The sequence below is a fragment of the Actinomadura sp. J1-007 genome (assembly GCF_009793335.1).
Classification (GTDB): domain Bacteria; phylum Actinomycetota; class Actinomycetes; order Streptosporangiales; family Streptosporangiaceae; genus Spirillospora; species Spirillospora yumaensis.
Genome location: NZ_WING01000001.1, coordinates 3,539,292 through 3,557,117, shown reverse-complemented (window position 1 = coordinate 3,557,117; position 17,826 = coordinate 3,539,292). Strand labels below are relative to the sequence as shown.

The window sequence follows — 17,826 nt, the reverse complement described above, 5'->3', positions numbered from 1 at the left end:
GCCCTCAGCGGGCCGGGGCCGGCCGGGTGGCCGGCGCCGGGGTGGGGCGGGCGGCCGGCGCGCGCCGGTCGCCCGCGGCGAGCCTGCCCTCCAGGTGCGCGGCGAGGAACTCCACGCCCGGGGGGTCCAGCAGGTTCAGGTGGTGGACGCCGGGAACCGTGACGATCTCCAGGTCGGGGCAGAGCCCGCCGAACCCGTTGGTCCCGTCGAGCACGTAGCGGGCGTCCTTCACCGACCAGGGCGTCTCCTCGGGCGCCCGGTAGAGGATGACCCGCCCGCCGTACCCGCCGGGCCGGTACGCCTCCAGCGACCGGGTGTCCTGGTGCGAGGTGAGCTGGTGCGCCAGCGCCGCCGGGGGATGTGGTCGACCAGCGGCGCGGCCCGCTCCATCACCAGCGCGAACTGCGCCTCCTCGTCCAGCCCGGCCAGCTCCTCGTAGGCGAGGCTGACGTCCAGGCCGTAGGTCTCGTTGACGTACTCGGCGAACGCGGAGAAGCGGCGGGCGAGCGTCTCGGACTCGTCGTCCACCTCCAGCGGCAGGCCGGCGTCGAACAGCGCGACGAACTCGACCTCCCGTCCCGCCTCGGTGAGCAGCCGCGCCGTCTCGTACGCCAGCACCCCGCCGAACGACCAGCCGCCGAGCCGGAACGCGCCCTCCGGCTGCGCCTCCAGCAGGTGCCGGACGTAGCGCGCGGCGCGCTCCTCCACCGGGGGCGCGTCCTCGAACCGCTCCAGCCCGTACACCGGCTGGTCGGGGCCGAGCAGCTCGACGAGCTGCCGGTAGCAGGCCGTCGTGCCGCCCGCCGGGTGCGCGATGAACAGGGGGCGGCGGGTCCCGGTCGCCTTCAGCGGCCGTACGGTCTGCCGCGCGGCCTCCTCGTCGGCGGCGCGGATGAACTCGGCGACGTGCTCGGCCGTCGCCGTCGCGAGCAGCTCCTCGCGGGTGACGGCGGGCGCGGCGTTCCCGCCGGCCGCGCCGCTCTTGGCTGCGCCGCCGTTGGCCGCGCCGCCGTTGAGGGCGGCTCCGTTGGCGGCGGCCCCGTTCGCGGCGGCGCCGTTGGACGTGCCGTTGAGGCGGGTGGGGCCCGCGGTGCCGTTCGCGGCGGGGACGCCGCCCGTGACCTTGGCCAGCTCGGCGGCGACCAGGGCGACGACCTGGTCGGCCTGGTGGTCCTGGCCGCCGAGGTCGGCGAAGAAGTCGGCGGTGACGCCGACGCGGTCGAGCCCGAGGACGTCCTCGAAGACGCGGACCGCGAGGCGTTCGGCGTCGTCGCGGGGCATCACGTACCCCGCCTCGGCGTTGGCGACGGCCGCGGACGCCGGGGACGTCGCGGACGGCGCGGGCGCGGCGGCGAGGCCGAGCTCCCCGGCGGCCCACTCCTCGAACGCGTTGACGCTCGCGCCCTGGAGCAGCACGGACGCGGGGACGGTCAGCCCGAGGTCGTGCTCGACGCCGCTCTTGATCCGCACCGCGACCAGCGAGTCGAGCCCGAGGTCGGTCAGCGGGACGGCCGGGTCGAGCCGTTCGGGGTCGAAGCCGAGCACCGCGGCGATCCGCGCCCGGACCTGCGCGGCGATCATGCGGCGGGCGGTGGCGGGGTCGGCGGCCTTCAGCGCCTCCACGCCCGGCCAGTCGCCCGCGGCGTCCGCGCCGCGCCCGGCGGCCTCGGTGAGCGCGGCGAAGTACGGCATCCGGCGGATCTCGGGGAACAGCTCCACCGCCGCGGCCGGGTCGAACCGCAGCACGCCCGTCGCGGCGCGGCCGTGCGCGAGCAGCGCTTCGAGCGCCTCCGCGCCCTCCGCCGGGCTGATCGGGTCGAGCACCGCGACCCGCAGGTCGGCCGCGCCGCCGACCTGCGACCAGGTGCCCCAGTTGACGGTGGCGGCGGCCCGGCCGTGCGCCCGGCGGTACGCCATGAGCGCGTCGAGCGCGGCGTTGGCGGCGGCGTAGGCGGCCTGGCCCGGCGAGCCGAGCAGCGCGGCGGCCGAGGAGTGCGCCGCGAACCAGTCGAGGTCGAGGTCCCAGGTGGCGGCGCTGAGCCGCCGGGCGCCCTCGACCTTCGCCGTCCACACCCTGTGGAGACCCTCCGCGCCGAGGTCGGCGACCAGCCGGTCGTCGATCGCGCCCGCGCCGTGCACGACGCCGCACAGCCGCACGCCGCCCTCGCGCGCGACCGCGACGAGCCGTTCGGCGACGCCCGGCTCGGCGATGTCGCCGAGGACGACGCCGACGTCCACGCCGTCCTCGCGCAGCCGGGCGATGACCTTCTCGGCGGCGGCGTCCGGGCCGGAACGGCCCGACAGCACGATCCGCCCCGCGCCGCGCTCGGCGAGGAGCCGGGCGGTGACCAGGCCGATCCCGCCGTACCCGCCGGTGATCACGTACGCGCCGCCGCGCCGGACGATCCGCCGGGGCCGGGCGCCCGCGCCGGTCGCGGCGGGCCCGCCGCCCGCGGCGGCAGAAGCGGCGGTCCCGCCGCGAGTCCCGGCGGCCCGGCCCGGCGCGCCGTCCGCGCCGTCTCCGGCGGGCTCGGCGGTCAGGCGGGCCTGGGCGAGGCGGGCGACGCGGCGGACGCCGCCGCGCCACGCGACCTCGCGTGCCTCGCCGTCGCCGAGCAGCTCGGCGACGAGGTCCGCGGGACGCTCGACGTCCACGAGGGTGGCGCGCTGGACGGTCCGCTCGAACGCCAGCACGCGGGTGATCGCGCGGACGGGCGCCTGCCCCGGCTCGCCGGGCTCGCCGTCCAGCACGTCCAGCGCGCTCCGCGTCGCGACCCACAGGCGCGGGCCGTCCGGCAGCGCGTTGCTGACGCCCGCGACGGCGAGCACCAGCTCCTCGTCCACCAGGTCGGCGGACGGGACGAGCACCACGCCGTCGATCGGCGCGTCCGTCTCCGGGTGGTCGTCGGGCGGCCGGGCGGTGAGCCGGTGCCGTACGACGCGGTGGCCGCGGCCCTCCAGCTCGCCGGCGACCGCGCCCGCGAGCGCGTCGTCCTCGTCGGAGAGCACGAGCCACGTGCCGTTCTCGATCGCGGGCTCGGGCGGCTCGGCCTCGTCCCAGACCAGCTCGACCAGCTTGTCGGCGAGCGGCACCGGCACGTCGGCCCGTTCGGTGCGGCGCAGCACGATCCCGGTCGCCTCGGCCAGCGTCTCGCCGCCGTCGCCGACGAGCCGTACCGCGCCGGTCGTCTCGCCGTCCTCGTGGACGGCCTCGGCCCGCACGTGCCCGCCCCGGTGGGTGGGGCCGTAGACGCGCAGGCTCCCGATCGTCTCGGCCAGCCACGCCCCGGCGGACGCGGGCGAGCCGGGCGAGCCGGGCGCGGTGGCCTCGGCCTCGGCGGACAGGACGGCGAGGCAGCGGTCGAACACCTCGGGGTGCAGCCGGTAGTGGCGGCTGCCGCGCTCGGCCCCGGCGACCTCGGTCGCGGGGCCGGACGGCGCGGGCGCCGGGGCGCGGTGGTCGGGGCCGACGTCGGCGCTGGCCAGCCGCGCCCAGGTCCCGGCCGGGGTCAGCGCGTGGATCTCGACGCGCTGCTCGTCCTCGGCGAACGTCGTCGTCACGGTCGTGTGCTCGTCCAGGGCGAGCGGGCGCTCCATCCACAGGCCGTTGACGCGGACGTCGCCGGTGCCGAGCGCCTCCGCGCCGGCGGCGAGCGCCATCTCGGCGTACGCGGCGACGGGCAGCACGGCGAGGCCGTGCACGCGCGCGCCGTCCGGCCAGGCCAGCGCGGCGGCGCCGACGTCGGCGCGCCACACGTGCCGGTCCTCGCCGGGGATCTCGGCGTGCGCGCCGAGCAGCGGGTGCTCGTCCCGGCCGCGCGCGGCCCGGCGCGAGGTGTCGACCCAGTGCCGCTCGTGCCGCCACGGCGACTGCGGGACGTCGGCGATCGCGCCGTCGGCCGGCGGCGCGACCGCGTGGCCGTGGGCGGCGAGCGTGCCGAGCTGGGCGTGGAAGGTGAGCGTGTCGTCGGTCTCCTCGCCCTTGCGGGCCCGCTTCAGCGTGTGCGTGACGAGGGCGCCGGTGCCGTCGAGCGTCTCACCGACGGCGTGGGAGAGGATCGGATGCGCGTTGACCTCGACGAACGTGCGGAAGCCGTCCTCGGCGGCGGCGGCGACGGCGCCGGTCAGCCGGACGGGGTTGCGCAGGTTGGCCGCCCAGTACGCGGCGTCCATCGCGACCCCGGCGGACGGGGCGCCCTCCGCGCCACCGGCCGGGAAGAGCGCGCGGGGGTCGTCGAGCGCGGTGGTGTAGAGCTTGATCCCGTCGGCGAGGGGCGTGCCGGGGTCGGCGGCGACGCCGTCGAGGAGCTCGCGCAGCTCCGGCAGCAGCGGATCGACCTGCGGCGAGTGGCCCGCGCCCTCGGCCTGGACCATGCGGGCGAGCCGGCCCTCCTTCTCGGCCCGTTCCACAACGGCCGCCACCTGCTCCGCGTCGCCGGTGACGACCGTCTGCGCGGGCGAGGAGTGCACCGCCGCGTACACCTCGGGCAGGTCGCGCGCGAGCCGGGCGACGTCCTCGGCGGACGCGCCGAGGACCGCCATCGCGCCGCCCCCGACCAGGCGGGACAGCAGCCGCGAGCGGCGGCAGATGACCTTCACGCCGTCGGCGGCCGTGAGGTGCCCGGCGACGACGGCTGCGGCGACCTCGCCCATCGAGTGGCCGATGACCGCGCCGGGCGTGACGCCGTACGACCGCCACATGCGCGCGAGGCCGATCTGCACGGCGAACAGGACGGGCATGACCTCGGCGGGGCCGCCCTCCAGCTTCTCGCCGGATTCGAGCAGCGCCCACAGCTCGGGGCCGTTCTCCTCGGCGAACAGGCCGTCGAGGTCGTCGATGGCCTCGGCGAACGCGGGCTCCTCTTCGAGGAGCCGCCGCGCCATGCCGGGGCGCTGCGCGCCGTACCCGGAGAACACCCAGGCGGGGCGGCCGGGCGCGCCGAGCGCGGCGCCGGTGACGACGCCCGGGTGCGGGCGGCCCTCGGCGAGCGCGGTGAGGCCCTCGACCAGTCCCGCCCGGTCGCGGGCGGCGACGGCGGCGCGGGCCCGGCCGCGCCCGCCGCGCCGGTGCAGCGTGCGGGCGACGTCGGCGAGCGGCACGTCGTCGCGTTCGGGCAGCCAGGACGCCAGGAGCGCGGCGTGGTCGCGGATCCGGTCGGCGCTGGTGTCCGACAGCGGGAACGTGCGGACCGTGACGGGCTCCTCGTCCGCCTGCTGGGCGGGCGCCTGTTCGAGGATGACGTGCGCGTTGGTCCCGCCGAACCCGAACCCGGAGACGCCCGCGCGGGACGGCCGCCCGCGGTCGGGCCACGGCGTCTCCTCCGCGACGACCGCGAGGCGCAGCTCGCCGAACGGGATGTGCGGGTTGGGCTCCTTGTAGTGCGCGGTCGGCGGGATCGACCGGTGGTGCAGCGCGAGGACGGTCTTGATCAGCCCCGCGACGCCCGCCGCCGACTCCATGTGCCCGAGGTTGGACTTGGCCGAGCCGATCAGCAGCGGCTCGTCCTCGGCCCGTCCGGCGCCCGCGCCGAGCACGTCGCCGACCGCCTTGGCCTCGATCGGGTCGCCGAGCAGGGTGCCGGTGCCGTGCGCCTCGACGTAGTCGACCCCGTCGGCGGGGACGCCCGCCGAGGCGTACACCTCGCGCAGCAGGGCGCGCTGGGCGTCGGAGTTGGGCGCGACGAGCCCGTTGGAGCGGCCGTCGGAGTTGACGCCCGAGCCCCTGACGACCGCGAGGACCCGGTCGCCGTCGCGCTGGGCGTCCGACAGGCGCTTCAGCACGAGCGCGCCGCAGCCCTCGGCGCGGACCATGCCGTCGGCGGACGCGTCGAACGCCTTGCAGTGCCCGTCGGCGGCGGTCGCGTCGGCCAGGTCGAACGTCATCGTGACGGTCGGGGACAGCAGCACGTTGACGCCGCCCGCGAGCGCGAGGTCGGCCTCGCCGCTGCGCAGCGCCCGGACGGCGAGGTGCGTGGAGACCAGCGACGACGAGCACGCGGTGTCGACGATCATGCTGGGCCCGCGCAGGTCGAGCAGGTAGGACAGCCGGTTGGCGATGATGCTGAGCGCGGCGCCGGTCGCGGTGAACGGCTCCAGCGAGGCCAGGTCGGACGCGGTGAACGCCGCGTACTCGGGCGCGGACACGCCGACGAACACGCCGGTGCGGCTGCCGCGCAGCGACGCCGGGCCGATGCCCGCGTGCTCGAACGCCTCCCAGGCCACCTCCAGGACCAGCCGCTGCTGCGGGTCCATCACGGCGGCCTCGCGCGGGGTGATGCCGAAGAACTGCGCGTCGAACTCCGCGACGTCGTCGAGGAACCCGCCGAGCCGCGTCGTCCGTTCGAGCAGGTCGCCGACCTCGGGCGAGCCGTCGTCGAACGCGTCCCAGCGGCCGTCCGGCACCTCGCGGACCGCGTCGCCGCGACCGGTCAGGAAGCGCCAGTAGTCGGCCGGGCCGGTGAGGTCGCGGTCACCGCCGGGGAAGCGGCAGCCGACGCCGACGACCGCGATCGGCTCGTCGTCGGCGGCCCGGCCCGCCCGCGCCGCGGCGGACATCTCGGCCGCCGCCGCGTTGGCCGCGGCCGCGTCCCGCTCGGCGGGACCGCCGGACAGCGCGACCGACAGCTTGTTGATCGTGGGGTGCTCCCAGACCAGCGTGGCCGGCAGCGCGCGGCCGAGCATCTGCTCCAGCTCGCCGGCGATGGCCACGGCGTCGCGCGAGGCGAGCCCGAACTCCTCCAGCGGGCGGTCGGGGTCGATCTCGGCGGCGGAGGTTCTGGAGCGGCGCGCGATCTGCTCGATCAGGTGCCGACGTATCGAATCCTCGCTGATCCGCGTCAGGTCACGCTCGTTCTGCGCGGCTCCGGAACGATCGTTGCTCTGCATGCGGTCGGCTCCCCAATGAGACCAGGATCGTTCGAAGCGGAGGGACCACCTTGTCCTACTTTGACCGTCTCACGATGCGCATCCAGACCACTTTTCTCACTGGTCACTTGTCACGGTGATGACAAGACTCAGCGGTAACCGATGTGGCCTGATGGGATAGTGAGGATCCCCGGCCCAGAGTCAGGGGTGCGTAACGGGATACCAACGAATCGTAACAATACCCACTACTTCTTTTAGGGGGAAGCGGCGGTTTTCCCGACGGGGAGTTCACGCCGTGCGGACACCTTGACCCGGGGTCGCTACCGATGGGCGCTGGCGGTCGTCGCCGTCAGCGCGTTCATGATCACCATGGACAACACGGTGGTCGCCAACGCGCTGCCCACCATCATGCGCGACCTCGACATGTCCAACACCGCCAAGGACTGGGTCGCCACCGGCTACATCCTGATGTTCTCCTGCCTGATGATCGCGGGCGGGCGGCTCACCGACGTGTACGGCTGCCGCGTCACGTTCACCACGGGCATGGCGGTGTTCACCGCCGCCTCCGCCGTCTGCGGCCTCGCCCCCGACGCGGCCACGCTGATCCTCGCCCGCGTCACCCAGGGCGCCGGGGCCGCGCTCGCGCTGCCCGCGACGCTGGTCATGGTCACCGTCGGGCGCACCGACAAGCAGCGCTCGCTCGGCACGATCGTGTGGGTCGGCGCGGGCTCGGCCGCGACCGCCCTCGGCCCGGCCATCGGCGGCTTCATCGTCCAGCAGTGGGACTGGGGCTGGATCTTCCTCATCAACGTCGTCCCCGGCGTCCTGGTCATCCTGCTCGGCCTGGTCGTCCTCACCTCCAAGGGCGAGAACAAGGACTCCCGCGTCGACATCCCCGGCGTGCTGATCTCGGCGACCATGGTGTTCGCCCTCGCGTACGGGCTGGAGACGGGCCGCAAGCACGGCTGGGCCGACCCGTCGGTGCTCAGCGTCTTCGCCCTGGCCGGGATCGCGCTCGCCTGCTTCCTCGTCGTCGAGTCGTGGGCCCCCGACCCGATGATCAACCTGCGGTTCTTCCGCAACCGGGTCTTCGTCGGCGGGCTGCTGTCCCAGATGCTCTACGGCATCGGCTTCAACGGGATGATCTTCTACTCGGCCACGTTCCTCCAGCGCTTCCTCGACTTCTCGCCGCCCGAGGCCGGGCTGGTGATGCTGCCGCCGTCCATCGCGATCATGGTGATGACGCCCGTCGCGTTCTGGCTGGCCGGCAAGATCGGGCCGCGGCCCGCGATCGGCGGCGGCCTCGCCCTGATGGCGGCCGGGATGTTCATGTTCTCCACGCTCCAGCGCGGGGACGGCTACCTGGACCTGATGCCCGGCGTCATGATCGTCGGCGTCGGCGCCGCGATGGCCATGCCGCTCGCGATGTACGTGCTGAAGGCCGTCCCCGAGGAGCAGGCGGGCGTCGCCAGCGGCATCCTCAACGTCATCCGCGAGGTGTCCGGCGCGTTCGGCATCGCGATCGTCGGGCTGCTCATCCACTCCACGCCCAAGGAGGGCGCGGGCCCCGCCGCCCTGGAGGAGTTCCGCCACGGCACCGCGTCCGGCCTCGTCCTCGGCGCGGCCCTCGTGCTCGTCGGCGGCCTGATCAGCGGGCTCACCCTCCCCAGCCGCCGGGGCTGGCTCGGCCCGAAGCACAACCGCCGCGCCACCGCCCCGGCCGCCGCCGACCCCGCCGCCGACGCGGCGCCGGACGCCGTTCCCGCGATGGAACCCGTCCACGCCACCGCGGGCGCACCGGTGGCGGCGCCCGCACCCGCCCCGGACGCGCTCCGGCCCGCGCGGCCCGACCGCGCGTATCCCCGCGTCCCGGCCGCGCCGCCCGCCCGCGCCCACGGGTCGTGGCCGCCGCCTCCGCCCGAGGGCTGGTACATGCCGTACGTTCCGGACGACGCCGGAGACACCGGCCCGCTCCCGGCCGCCGGGCCGTTCGACCGCCCCGCCCCCCGCGACGACGCCTGGCAATGACCTCCCCGCGCGCCGTACGCCTCGAAGCGAACCCGTCCGCTTTTGAGCGGACGGGCGGATCTCGGTGCGGCGGGTGTGCGCGCCGGGCGTTGTGGAGGAGGCCGGTGGGTTGCCAGGATGCTCGTTCCGGCTACGGCCGGGCGAGGCGTCGGATGACGCGTGGGGAGGAGTGGCGGTGAGCCGACGGATCGTGATCTTCGCGGCGGGGTCGCGGGGCGACGTGCAGCCCTGCGTCGCGCTCGGCCAAGCGCTGCGGGCGCGCGGCGACGAGGTGCGGCTCGTCGCGAGCGCGCGGTACGCCTCGATGACGCTCGCGGCGGGCCTGGGGCTCGCGCCGCTCACGGCCGACCCGGCGGAGATCCTCGACTCCGAGGCCGGGCAGGAGCTGCTCGCCGGCGGGCGCAACCCGGTGAGGTTCCTCGGCGGGTTCCGGCGGATCCTCGGGCCCATGGCGGAACGGCTGCTCGCCGAGTGCCTCGCCGCCTGCAAGGACGCCGACCTCGTCCTCGGGCCCACGCTCGGGTTCCTGCCCCGGCACGTCGGCGAGCACCTCGGCGTGCCGTGGGGGCTGATCCACTTCCAGCCGAGCCAGCCGACCGGGGCGTTCCCGCACCCGTTCGTGCCGCGGGCGGGGATGCTCGGGCCGTGGGCCAGGCGGGCGAGCTTCCTGGCCGTGGACCAGATCGCCTGGCAGCTCTCCCGCCCGTTCGTCAACCCGTGGCGGCGGACGGCGCTCGGCCTCCCGCCCGTCTCCCTCCGCGGCCCGATGCACGCGACGCGGAACGAGGCGCGGCCGGTGCTGGCGTGCTTCAGCCCCGCCGTCGTGCCGCGCCCCGCCGACTGGCCCGCCTACCTGCACCTGACGGGCTACTGGTTCACCGACGACTCCGCGTACGAGCCCCCGGCGGAGCTGGCCGGCTTCCTCGCCGCGGGGCCGCCTCCGGTGTACGTCGGGTTCGGCAGCATGGTGCCCAAGGACGCGGCGGCGACCGACCGGATCGTCCGGGCCGCGCTGCGGCTGGCGGGCGTGCGCGGCGTCGTCCAGGGCGACCCGGGCACCTCGGACGAGCACGTGCTCGCGGTCCGCGACGTGCCGCACGCGTGGCTGTTCCCGAGGACGGCGGCGGTCGTCCACCACGGCGGCGCGGGCACCACGGCGGCGGGGCTGCGGGCGGGCGTCCCGACGGTCGTGTGCCCGTTCTTCGGCGACCAGCCGTACTGGGGCGAACGGGTCGCCGCGCTCGGCGCCGGGCCCGCTCCGCTGCCGTTCCGCGACCTGAGCGTGCCGAGGCTCGCCGCCCGGATCCGCCGGGCGACCGGCACCGCCTCCATCGCCGAGCGGGCGGAACGGCTCGGCCGGCGCGTCCGCGAGGAGGACGGCGTCGCGCGCGCCTGCGAGATCATCGACACGATGACGGCGTGAAGCCCCGGCCCCCGCCGGGAAGGCGGAACGGCCGGGGCCCGGAGCGCCCGCGTCGCGCTACTTCACCTTCTTGGCGCCGATGGTCTTCATCATCTGCGGCCAGGCCGTGTGCAGCTCGCGCTTCCAGTACGGCCAGGAGTGCCGGCCGTTCCCGTAGATGTGCGCGGTGATCGGGACGCGCAGCCTGCGCGCCTCGGCCGTGAACGCCTTGACGGTCGGGCCGATCGCCCGCTCGCTCAGCAGCCCGACGTCCCACGGGGCCGTGTCGGGGTTGTCGAGGGGGCCCGGCTTGCCGGTCGTCCCGGACGACACGTAGAACCGCGTCGAGCGCATCTTCGGCAGCAGCTTGATGGGGTCGTGCGCGTCCCAGTTGGCCTTGTCGATCCAGGGGATGCCCCAGATCGCGTTGGGGTCCACGTTGTTGCCCATGTTGGTGTACATGAGCAGGGCCGGGATGCCGGGGGAGCTCATCGACAGCGTCCCGCTGAAGCACGCCGCGTACCGGAACATGCCGGGCGCGCGTCCCGGATACGTGCACGCCCCCTGCGCGCCGGACGACACGCCCATCGCGGCGCGCGACCCGCCCGCGTGGAAGTTGCGCTCGACGAGCTGCCGCACCTCGCGCAGGTGGAAGTCCTCCCACTTCGGGGTGCCGCCCCGGCCGCCGTTCCACCAGTTGGTGTACGAGCCGTTCGCGCCCTCGGGCATCACGACCATGACGCCCCACTTGCGGGCGAGCGCCTGGATGTCGGTGCTGCGCTTGCGCGTCCAGGACGTCCAGTTGTCACGGCCGCCGTGGTAGGCGTACACGACCGGCCAGCTCTGCCTGGACTTGCTCTTCCAGCCCTTCGGCAGCAGCACGCGCACGTGCTGCGTGGACCCGAGCGAGGGCGACCGCACGAGGAAGTCGAACGCGGACTTGCCCTTGTTGAGCCAGGTGTACTTGGTGATCTGGGCGCCGGTGTCGGCCTTCCTGAACCCGGCGGCCTCGGCCGGGGCCGGGCTCGGCGGGAGCACGGTCGCGCCCACGACGGCGGAACCCGCGACGAGTCCCCCGGCCCACCTCGCCGCGCGGCGTCGTGACTCAGCGTGCATCGTTGTCGTCCTCCACAGCGCTCCAGCGCCACCCCGTACCGTCTGGAGTGGGCACTATCTCACGCCGGACGCGGGTCTCGCGCCTCGGACGCGGCTGTGGAGGACCGTCCGCCCACGGGGCCCACGGCGCGGCCGGACGAGCGCCGCCGGAGCCGTTCACCGAGGTCGGGGGCGGGTCAGGGGTTCGCGCGGGCGGCGGGTCCACCCGCCACCGGTCGGTCCCGGGCTCCCCGCGCGCCGGAGCGGCCACATTCGGACGTGCCGGATCTGTGCTCCAGGACGGTCCGTTAAACGTCGCCTCCGGCTCGCCGCCGCCCTGCGACACTCCGTGACCGTACGTAGCGGACCCGGCCGACGTAGCGGACTCGGAAGGCGCGGAGGGCGCGGCGGACGCGGCGGACGTAGCGGACTCGGAAGGCACAGCGGACGTGGCGGGTGCGGCGGCGGAGGGCGCGGAGGCACTCGCCCATACCGGGCGCTCCGGCGCGGGAACGCTCGGCCCCGCCGCTCCGGGAGCGGGAGGAGGCGCGGGGCTCGGGAAGGCGCCGGGCACGGGAGGGGCGGGCGCGGAGGAGCCGGGCGCGGGGTTCGGTACGGAAGCGGGCGCGGAGGAGGCAGGCGCAGGACCCGGTACGGAAGCGGGCGCGGAGGAGGCGGGCGCGGGACCCGGTACGGGCGGGGCGGTCGGGGCGTCCGCGGGGGTGGACTCCCAGCGGACCGCGTAGGGGAACGGCTGGTCGGCCGGGAGGGGCGGCGCCTTGGCCGGGGGCGCGGAGCGCGCCACCGGGGCCCCGGTGTGCTCGCGCAGGTCCATGCGGGCGTGCAGGCCCGCCAGCGGGCCGGGCAGCCACCAGTTGGCCGCGCCCATGAACCGCATCGTCGCGGGCACCAGCAGGGACCGGACGAGGGCCGCGTCCACGACGACGGCGACGAACATGCCGACGCCGATCAGCTTGACGACGGTGATCCCCGCCATGCTGAACGCGCCGATGACCACCAGGAACAGCAGCGCGGCGCTCGTGATGATGCCGCCGGTGTGCTGCATCCCGGACGCGACGGCGGCGCGGTTGTCGTGCGTGCGGTCCCATTCCTCGCGGATCCGGCTGAGCAGGAACACCTCGTAGTCCATGGACAGCCCGAACACGACCGCGAGGATGAGGATCATGCTGGTCGCCTCGACGCCGCCCGTCGGCGTGAAGTCGAGCAGCCCGGCGAGGTGCCCGTACTGGAAGCCCCACACGATCGCGCCGAACGAGGCGCCGATCGACAGCACGTTCATCACGATGGCCTTCAGCGGCAGCACCACCGACCCGAAGAACATGAACAGCAGGACGAACGTGGCGACGCCGACGAGCAGCGCCATCTTCGGCAGCGTGCGCATCAGGCTCGACATCAGGTCCATCTGCGCGGCCGTGCTGCCCCCGACGTCGATGTGCATCGGGTAGCCGTTCTTGGACAGGCTCATCGCGCGCACCCGCTTGACGAGGTCCTGCGCGCGCGCGTCCATCGGCTCGTACTTGTGCGTGACCGAGATCCGCACGCCGCCGTACGACCCGGAGTAGCCGGTGAACTTCGACTGCGTGACGCCGGGCAGCGCCCCGAGCCGCTCGCGGAACTCGTCCAGGTAGGGCGGGATCGGGTCGCCCTTGCGGGCCGGGCGCCAGTTGCGCGGGATGAGGTCGCCGGAGACGACGACGTCGATGGGCTCGGCGGAGCCGTTCGGGAAGTCGGCCTTGACGGACTCGACCACGTTGCGGGTCACGCTGTCCTTCGGCAGGACGCGCGCGTCGATGCTGCCGAACTGCACGTTCAGGAACGGCCCGAACATCACGGCGAGGATCACCAGCACCACCGCGAAGTAGGGCAGCGGGTGCTTCATCACGCTGTGCCCGAGCCGGTACCAGAACCCGCTGTCGGGGTCGCGCCGCGAGCGCCGCGACCCGGGCCGCCGCCACGGCATCCGCCCGAACTCCACGCGCGGGCCGAGCAGCGCGAGCAGCGTCGGCAGCAGCACGGTCGCGCCGAACACCGCGACCATGACCGTGGCGATGCCCGCGAGCCCGATCGTCCGCAGGAACATCTGCGGGAACAGCAGCAGCCCGCCGAGCGCCGCCGACACCGTCACCCCGGACACCATGATCGTGCGTCCGGCGGTGGCCATCGTGGCGGCGAGCGCGGCCTCCCGCAGCGGGGCCAGCTCCTCCCGGTACGCCTCCTTGGCGGCCTTGCGGGCCTCCCTGCCGGACGCCTGTTTCCAGGGTTTCCCCGGTGGGACGCCGGACGCCTCCATGCCGCGCGCCAGCTCCTCCCGGAACCGGCCGACGATGAACAGCGAGTAGTCGATCGCGAGGCCGACGCCCATCATCGTGACGACTTCGAGGGCGAACGAGGTGACGTCCGCGGCGTACGTCACCACGTGCAGGACGGCGAGCCCGCCGACGATCGAGAACAGCGACACCACCAGCGGCAGCGCCGCCGCCGTCAGCGCCCCGAACAGCACGACGAGCAGGACGAACAGCGGCAGCGCCGTGATCGTCTCCGCGCGGACGATGTCGGAGACGACCTGCGCCCCGAACTCCTGCCCGAGCGGGATGCTGCCGCCGAGCCGCACGCTGAGGCCCGGCGCGTTCAGCCGGTCCTTGACGTCCTGGTAGTTCGCGGCCTTGTCGGCGTCGGTGTCGCCGCGCAGCTTCACCGCGACGAACGTCTGGTGCCGGTCGTGCGAGGCGAACGCCGCCGCGTCCTTGCCGTCGATCGCCCAGTACGAGATCAGCTCGGCGACCTTGTCCTTCGGGAGCCGCGCGACCGTGGTGACGACGGCGGCCTGGTAGCGCGGGTCGTCCACGGTGAGGGTGTCGCTGCGGTACAGCACGAGCACGTCGGGGTTGGTGCTGCCGAAGTAGGTCGCGCCGAGCTTGGCGACGAGCGTGGACGACGACTTCGGGTCGTCGAACCCGCCCTCCTTGAACTTGGCGAACACGCCGAGGCCCCACGCGCCCGCGAGCGCCGTCGTCACCAGGATCAGGACGAGGCTGGTCCAGCGTCGCCGGTGGATGAGACGCCCCAGCCCCGAAAGCATGATCCTCCTGTGTCGTCCGCCCGCGCCGCCGCCGCGGTCGCGCCGCTATCCGCGCGAGGCGAGCCGCGCCCGCGTGGTGGACAGGGTGCCGTCAAGGTACCGCTGCCGGGTCGCCGCCCGAGCGATCTTGCCGCTGGAGGTGCGGGACACGCCGCCGGGCTCGATCAGCACGAAGTCGTGCACGCTCATCTCGTGCTCGATGTTGATCGCCCCGCGCACGGCGCTCTCGACCTCGTCCAGGTCGAGCCGGCCGAGCGGGACCCGCCGGTTGCGCTCGGCGACCACGACGAGCCGCTCGGTCTCCTCGCCCTCCAGGGCGAACGCGGCGACGTGGTCGGAGCGCACGGCCTCGTGCGACTCCTGCGTGGTCACCTCGATGTCCTGCGGGTAGTGGTTGCGGCCGTCCACGATGATCAGGTCCTTGATCCGGCCCGTGACGTACAGCTCGCCCTCGTGCACGACGCCGTAGTCGCCGGTCTTCATCCACGGCCCCGCGGGCAGCCCGCCCGGCTCGGCGAGCTCGCCGCCGAAGGTGTCCTGGCTGCGCTCGGAGTTGCGCCAGTAGCCGGGCGCGGTGTTCGGGCCGTGCACCCAGATCTCGCCGACGTGCCCGTCCGGCTGTTCGAGGCGGGTCTCCGGGTCGACGATCGCGACGAGCTGGCCGCTCGGCCGGCCGCACGACACCAGCGTGCTCACCCGGTCGGCCGCGCCCGCGTCGGCCTCGTCGCCCCCACCGGCCTCGATCAGTCGGAGCTCGCCCTTGGTGAGGGCGTCGCGGTCCACCCTGATCAGCTTCGGCGGGACGTCCTCGGCGGCGGCCGTGACGAAGACCGTCGCCTCGGCCAGCCCGTACCCGGGGGCCTGCGCGCCCGGCCGCAGCCCCGCCCCGGCGAACGCGTCCGCGAACATCGCCAGCGTGGACGTGCGGATCGGCTCCGCGCCGTTCAGGCAGGTGGTGAGGCCGCTCAGGTCGAGCTTGGCGAGCCGCTCCGGCTTGGCCATCGACGCGGCGTACTCGTAGGCGAAGTTGGGCCCGGCGGTGTAGACGTTCTTGCCCGGCCGCTCGGAGATCAGCTCCATCCAGCGCATCGGGTTCATGATGAACGACACCGGATCGGTGTAGATCGCGTGGTCGCCGTGCACCATCGGCAGCGCCATCGTCGCGATCAGGCCCATGTCGTGGAACAACGGCAGCCAGCTCACCAGCTCCGGGTCGGGCTTCTCCGGCGCCCATCCGGCCCAGAGCTGCGCGGCGTTCGCCGTGACGTTCCCGTGGGTGATCTCGACGCCGGCCGGGCGGCGGGTCGAGCCGGAGGTGTACTGGAGGTACGCCAGCTCGTCGAACCCGATCGGCTCGTCCCGCCAGGTCGCCGCCAGCTCCGGATCGACCTCCTCGGCGAACACGATCTCGCGCGGCTCGGCCACGTCGTGGTCGGCGAGGAACTTCTCCACGTGCGTCAGCGCGCTGCGCGTCGTGACGATCACCGCGGGCTCCGAGTCGCCGTACGCGCCGATCAGCCGGTCGGCGTGGCCGGGCAGGTCCGGCGAGAACAGCGGCACCGCGACCACGTGCCCGTACATCGCGCCGAGCATCGCCATCATGTACTCGAGGGTCTGCGGGAGCAGCAGCGCGGCGCGCTCGCCCGGCTCGGCGGCCTGCCGCAGCCTCGCCGCCATGGCCCGCGCCCGCCGGTCCGCCTCCGCCCAGGTCAGCGTGAGCTTCGCGCCGGACGGGTCGAGGGAGTAGTCGACGAAGGTGAAGGCCGGCGCGTCCGGCTTCTCCCGCGCCCACCGGGCGACCCGCTCGATGAGCGGGGTGCGTCCGGGGCCGCCGGGCCGGAGTTCGGGAAGCAGCGAGCCCAGTGCCATTGATCAGTCTCCCGGGATGATGGGCGGACGGCACCGGAAGGGGACGGGCGCCATCGGCGGGGTCGAGCGGGGGTGTGGCGGAGGTTCGAGGGGGATCGGGCGGCGATGGCCGGACGACCGTCTGGCGCCCCCCTGCTACCGGCAATGATCGTGCAGCGCGAAGCTACCCGATGGTAGGCGACGAACGGTATTAGCCCGGAGCCACATTCGTTCGCGAAGCCTTTGTCACGGGAGTGACAAGCGGCGCACGCCCCCGGAGCCGAGGGCGTCTTTCCGGTCACCGACCGTACGCGAGGCGCGGCCTCCGCCGCACGCCTCCTCGCGGTGCCACGCCCGTGACCGTGCGCTACGCGTCCGTAACACTCCAGCGCCGAACGGGAGGACGTCTCGCGCGGTCACGTTCGGTGACGTGCCCGGCCGGGGTCAGCCGCCGTCGCCGGCGAAGATCCGCTCCATGATCCCCGCCGGTGCCGCCCCTGGTAGGTCGTCTCGGGGTTCTCGTCCTCGGAGAGCTCGGCCAGGTACTTGCTCTCCGCGTCGATCAGCAGTTCCAGCTCCCCGCGGTCGAGGAAGACGCCCTGGCACCCGGGGCACTCCTCGATGACCACCCCGTGGCGCTCGTGGGTATCGAGCGCCGATTCGCACTTCGGACACTGCAACGTCGTCTCTGACATCCGGATCCCCTGTCCGTAACGACGGTGTTCACTGTCAGCCGGTCAGCCTAACGACGTGGTCAACGGAGTGGAACGGCCGAGTGGGGATCGATCAGTCGATTCGGGTGTCCGCAACCGGCTAACGCACGTTCGCGTCGCCGCCGCCCCGGACCCGCGAAGCCGCCCGCCGCGCCCCGCCCGCCCGAGCCAGCGCGGCCCGCCGCCGCCACAGCCCCAGGCACGCCGCGAGCCACAGCAGGCCCACCTCGGCGATCAGCGAGATGCCGAGCACCTTCGCCCAGTCCAGTCCGCCGCCCCGGTCGGTTCCGGTCGGCGAGACCAGCGTCATCTGGCTCTCCCCCGCCGCGTGCGCCCCGCCGCGCCCCATGCCCTGCCCCGGCAGTCCCGGCGCGTTCACCGGCGGGAGCACTGCGCCGTTGGTGGCCATGTCCATCGGCGGCAGCGGCTGCGCCTGAGGCGCCATCGGCATCCCCGGCGGCGCGGGAGCGGGAGCCACCGCCCCTTGCCGCGGCGGCTGCGCGCCCTGCTGCTGCGGAGGACGTTGCAAAGGCGGCAGCGCCTGCGGCGGAGGCGCAAGCTGAGGCGGCCGGTCCTCCCACGGCCGCTGCGGAACAGGCCCCCGCGGAACCTTCACCGAAGGCTCGTACACGCGCGGCTTGGACATCCGAGGCTTCACCACCGGAGGCGGAGTCCCCGCCCCATGCCCGGAGCCCTTGCCGGAAGCCTTGCCCGCCCCCTGCCCCTTCGCGCCGCCCTTCCCGCCGTGGCCGGGCCGGACGCCCTTGGGCTTGCCC

At 74.7% G+C, this 17,826-nt stretch carries 9 protein-coding genes; 2 read left to right on the top strand and 7 right to left on the bottom strand.

What is annotated here, in order from left to right; translation table 11 throughout:
* Window positions 1–4: 4 nt before the first annotated feature.
* Together GEV43_RS50345 and GEV43_RS16145 are read right to left on the bottom strand one after the other, a co-directional pair.
* A complete protein-coding gene (locus tag GEV43_RS50345) occupies window positions 5–232 on the bottom strand; it encodes a hypothetical protein (protein ID WP_241682930.1) in 228 nt (75 codons plus the stop codon).
* The gene (locus tag GEV43_RS16145; protein WP_302930831.1) at window positions 229–6,885 is read right to left on the bottom strand and encodes a type I polyketide synthase; all 6,657 of its coding nucleotides are present in this window, start codon (window positions 6,883–6,885) and stop codon (window positions 229–231) included. Before GEV43_RS16145 ends, GEV43_RS50345 begins: the two co-directional genes overlap by 4 nt.
* Window positions 6,886–7,170: 285 nt before the next feature.
* Here GEV43_RS16145 and GEV43_RS16140 point away from each other — a divergent pair, with 285 nt between their 5' ends.
* Together GEV43_RS16140 and GEV43_RS16135 are read left to right on the top strand one after the other, a co-directional pair.
* On the top strand, window positions 7,171–8,892 hold the full coding sequence (locus GEV43_RS16140) for an MFS transporter (RefSeq protein ID WP_160821403.1): 1,722 nt from the start codon (window positions 7,171–7,173) through the stop codon (window positions 8,890–8,892).
* Between the two features lie 175 nt (window positions 8,893–9,067).
* The gene (locus GEV43_RS16135; protein WP_160821402.1) at window positions 9,068–10,315 is read left to right on the top strand and encodes a glycosyltransferase; all 1,248 of its coding nucleotides are present in this window, start codon (window positions 9,068–9,070) and stop codon (window positions 10,313–10,315) included.
* A gap of 57 nt (window positions 10,316–10,372) precedes the next feature.
* On the opposite strand, the gene GEV43_RS16130 is transcribed toward GEV43_RS16135, so the two are convergent.
* The 5 genes from GEV43_RS16130 to GEV43_RS16110 all read right to left on the bottom strand — a co-directional run bounded on the left by GEV43_RS16130 (window position 10,373) and on the right by GEV43_RS16110 (window position 17,495).
* Window positions 10,373–11,410, bottom strand: a complete 1,038-nt coding sequence (locus GEV43_RS16130; RefSeq protein WP_160821401.1) for an alpha/beta hydrolase family protein — start codon at window positions 11,408–11,410, stop codon at window positions 10,373–10,375.
* Entirely contained in the window at window positions 11,400–14,489 is a 3,090-nt protein-coding gene (locus GEV43_RS16125; RefSeq protein WP_160821400.1) for an MMPL family transporter, read from the bottom strand. Before GEV43_RS16125 ends, GEV43_RS16130 begins: the two co-directional genes overlap by 11 nt.
* Window positions 14,490–14,534: 45 nt before the next feature.
* Window positions 14,535–16,358: a fatty acyl-AMP ligase gene (locus GEV43_RS16120; protein ID WP_160821399.1), complete on the bottom strand. Its 1,824-nt coding sequence runs from the start codon at window positions 16,356–16,358 to the stop codon at window positions 14,535–14,537.
* 395 nt (window positions 16,359–16,753) lie between these two features.
* Entirely contained in the window at window positions 16,754–17,032 is a 279-nt protein-coding gene (locus GEV43_RS16115) for a zf-TFIIB domain-containing protein (protein WP_160821398.1), read from the bottom strand.
* Window positions 17,033–17,150: 118 nt separating this feature from the next.
* Window positions 17,151–17,495, bottom strand: coding sequence for a hypothetical protein (locus GEV43_RS16110; RefSeq protein WP_160821397.1), 345 nt, complete (start codon window positions 17,493–17,495; stop codon window positions 17,151–17,153).
* Between the last annotated feature and the right edge of the window lie 331 nt (window positions 17,496–17,826).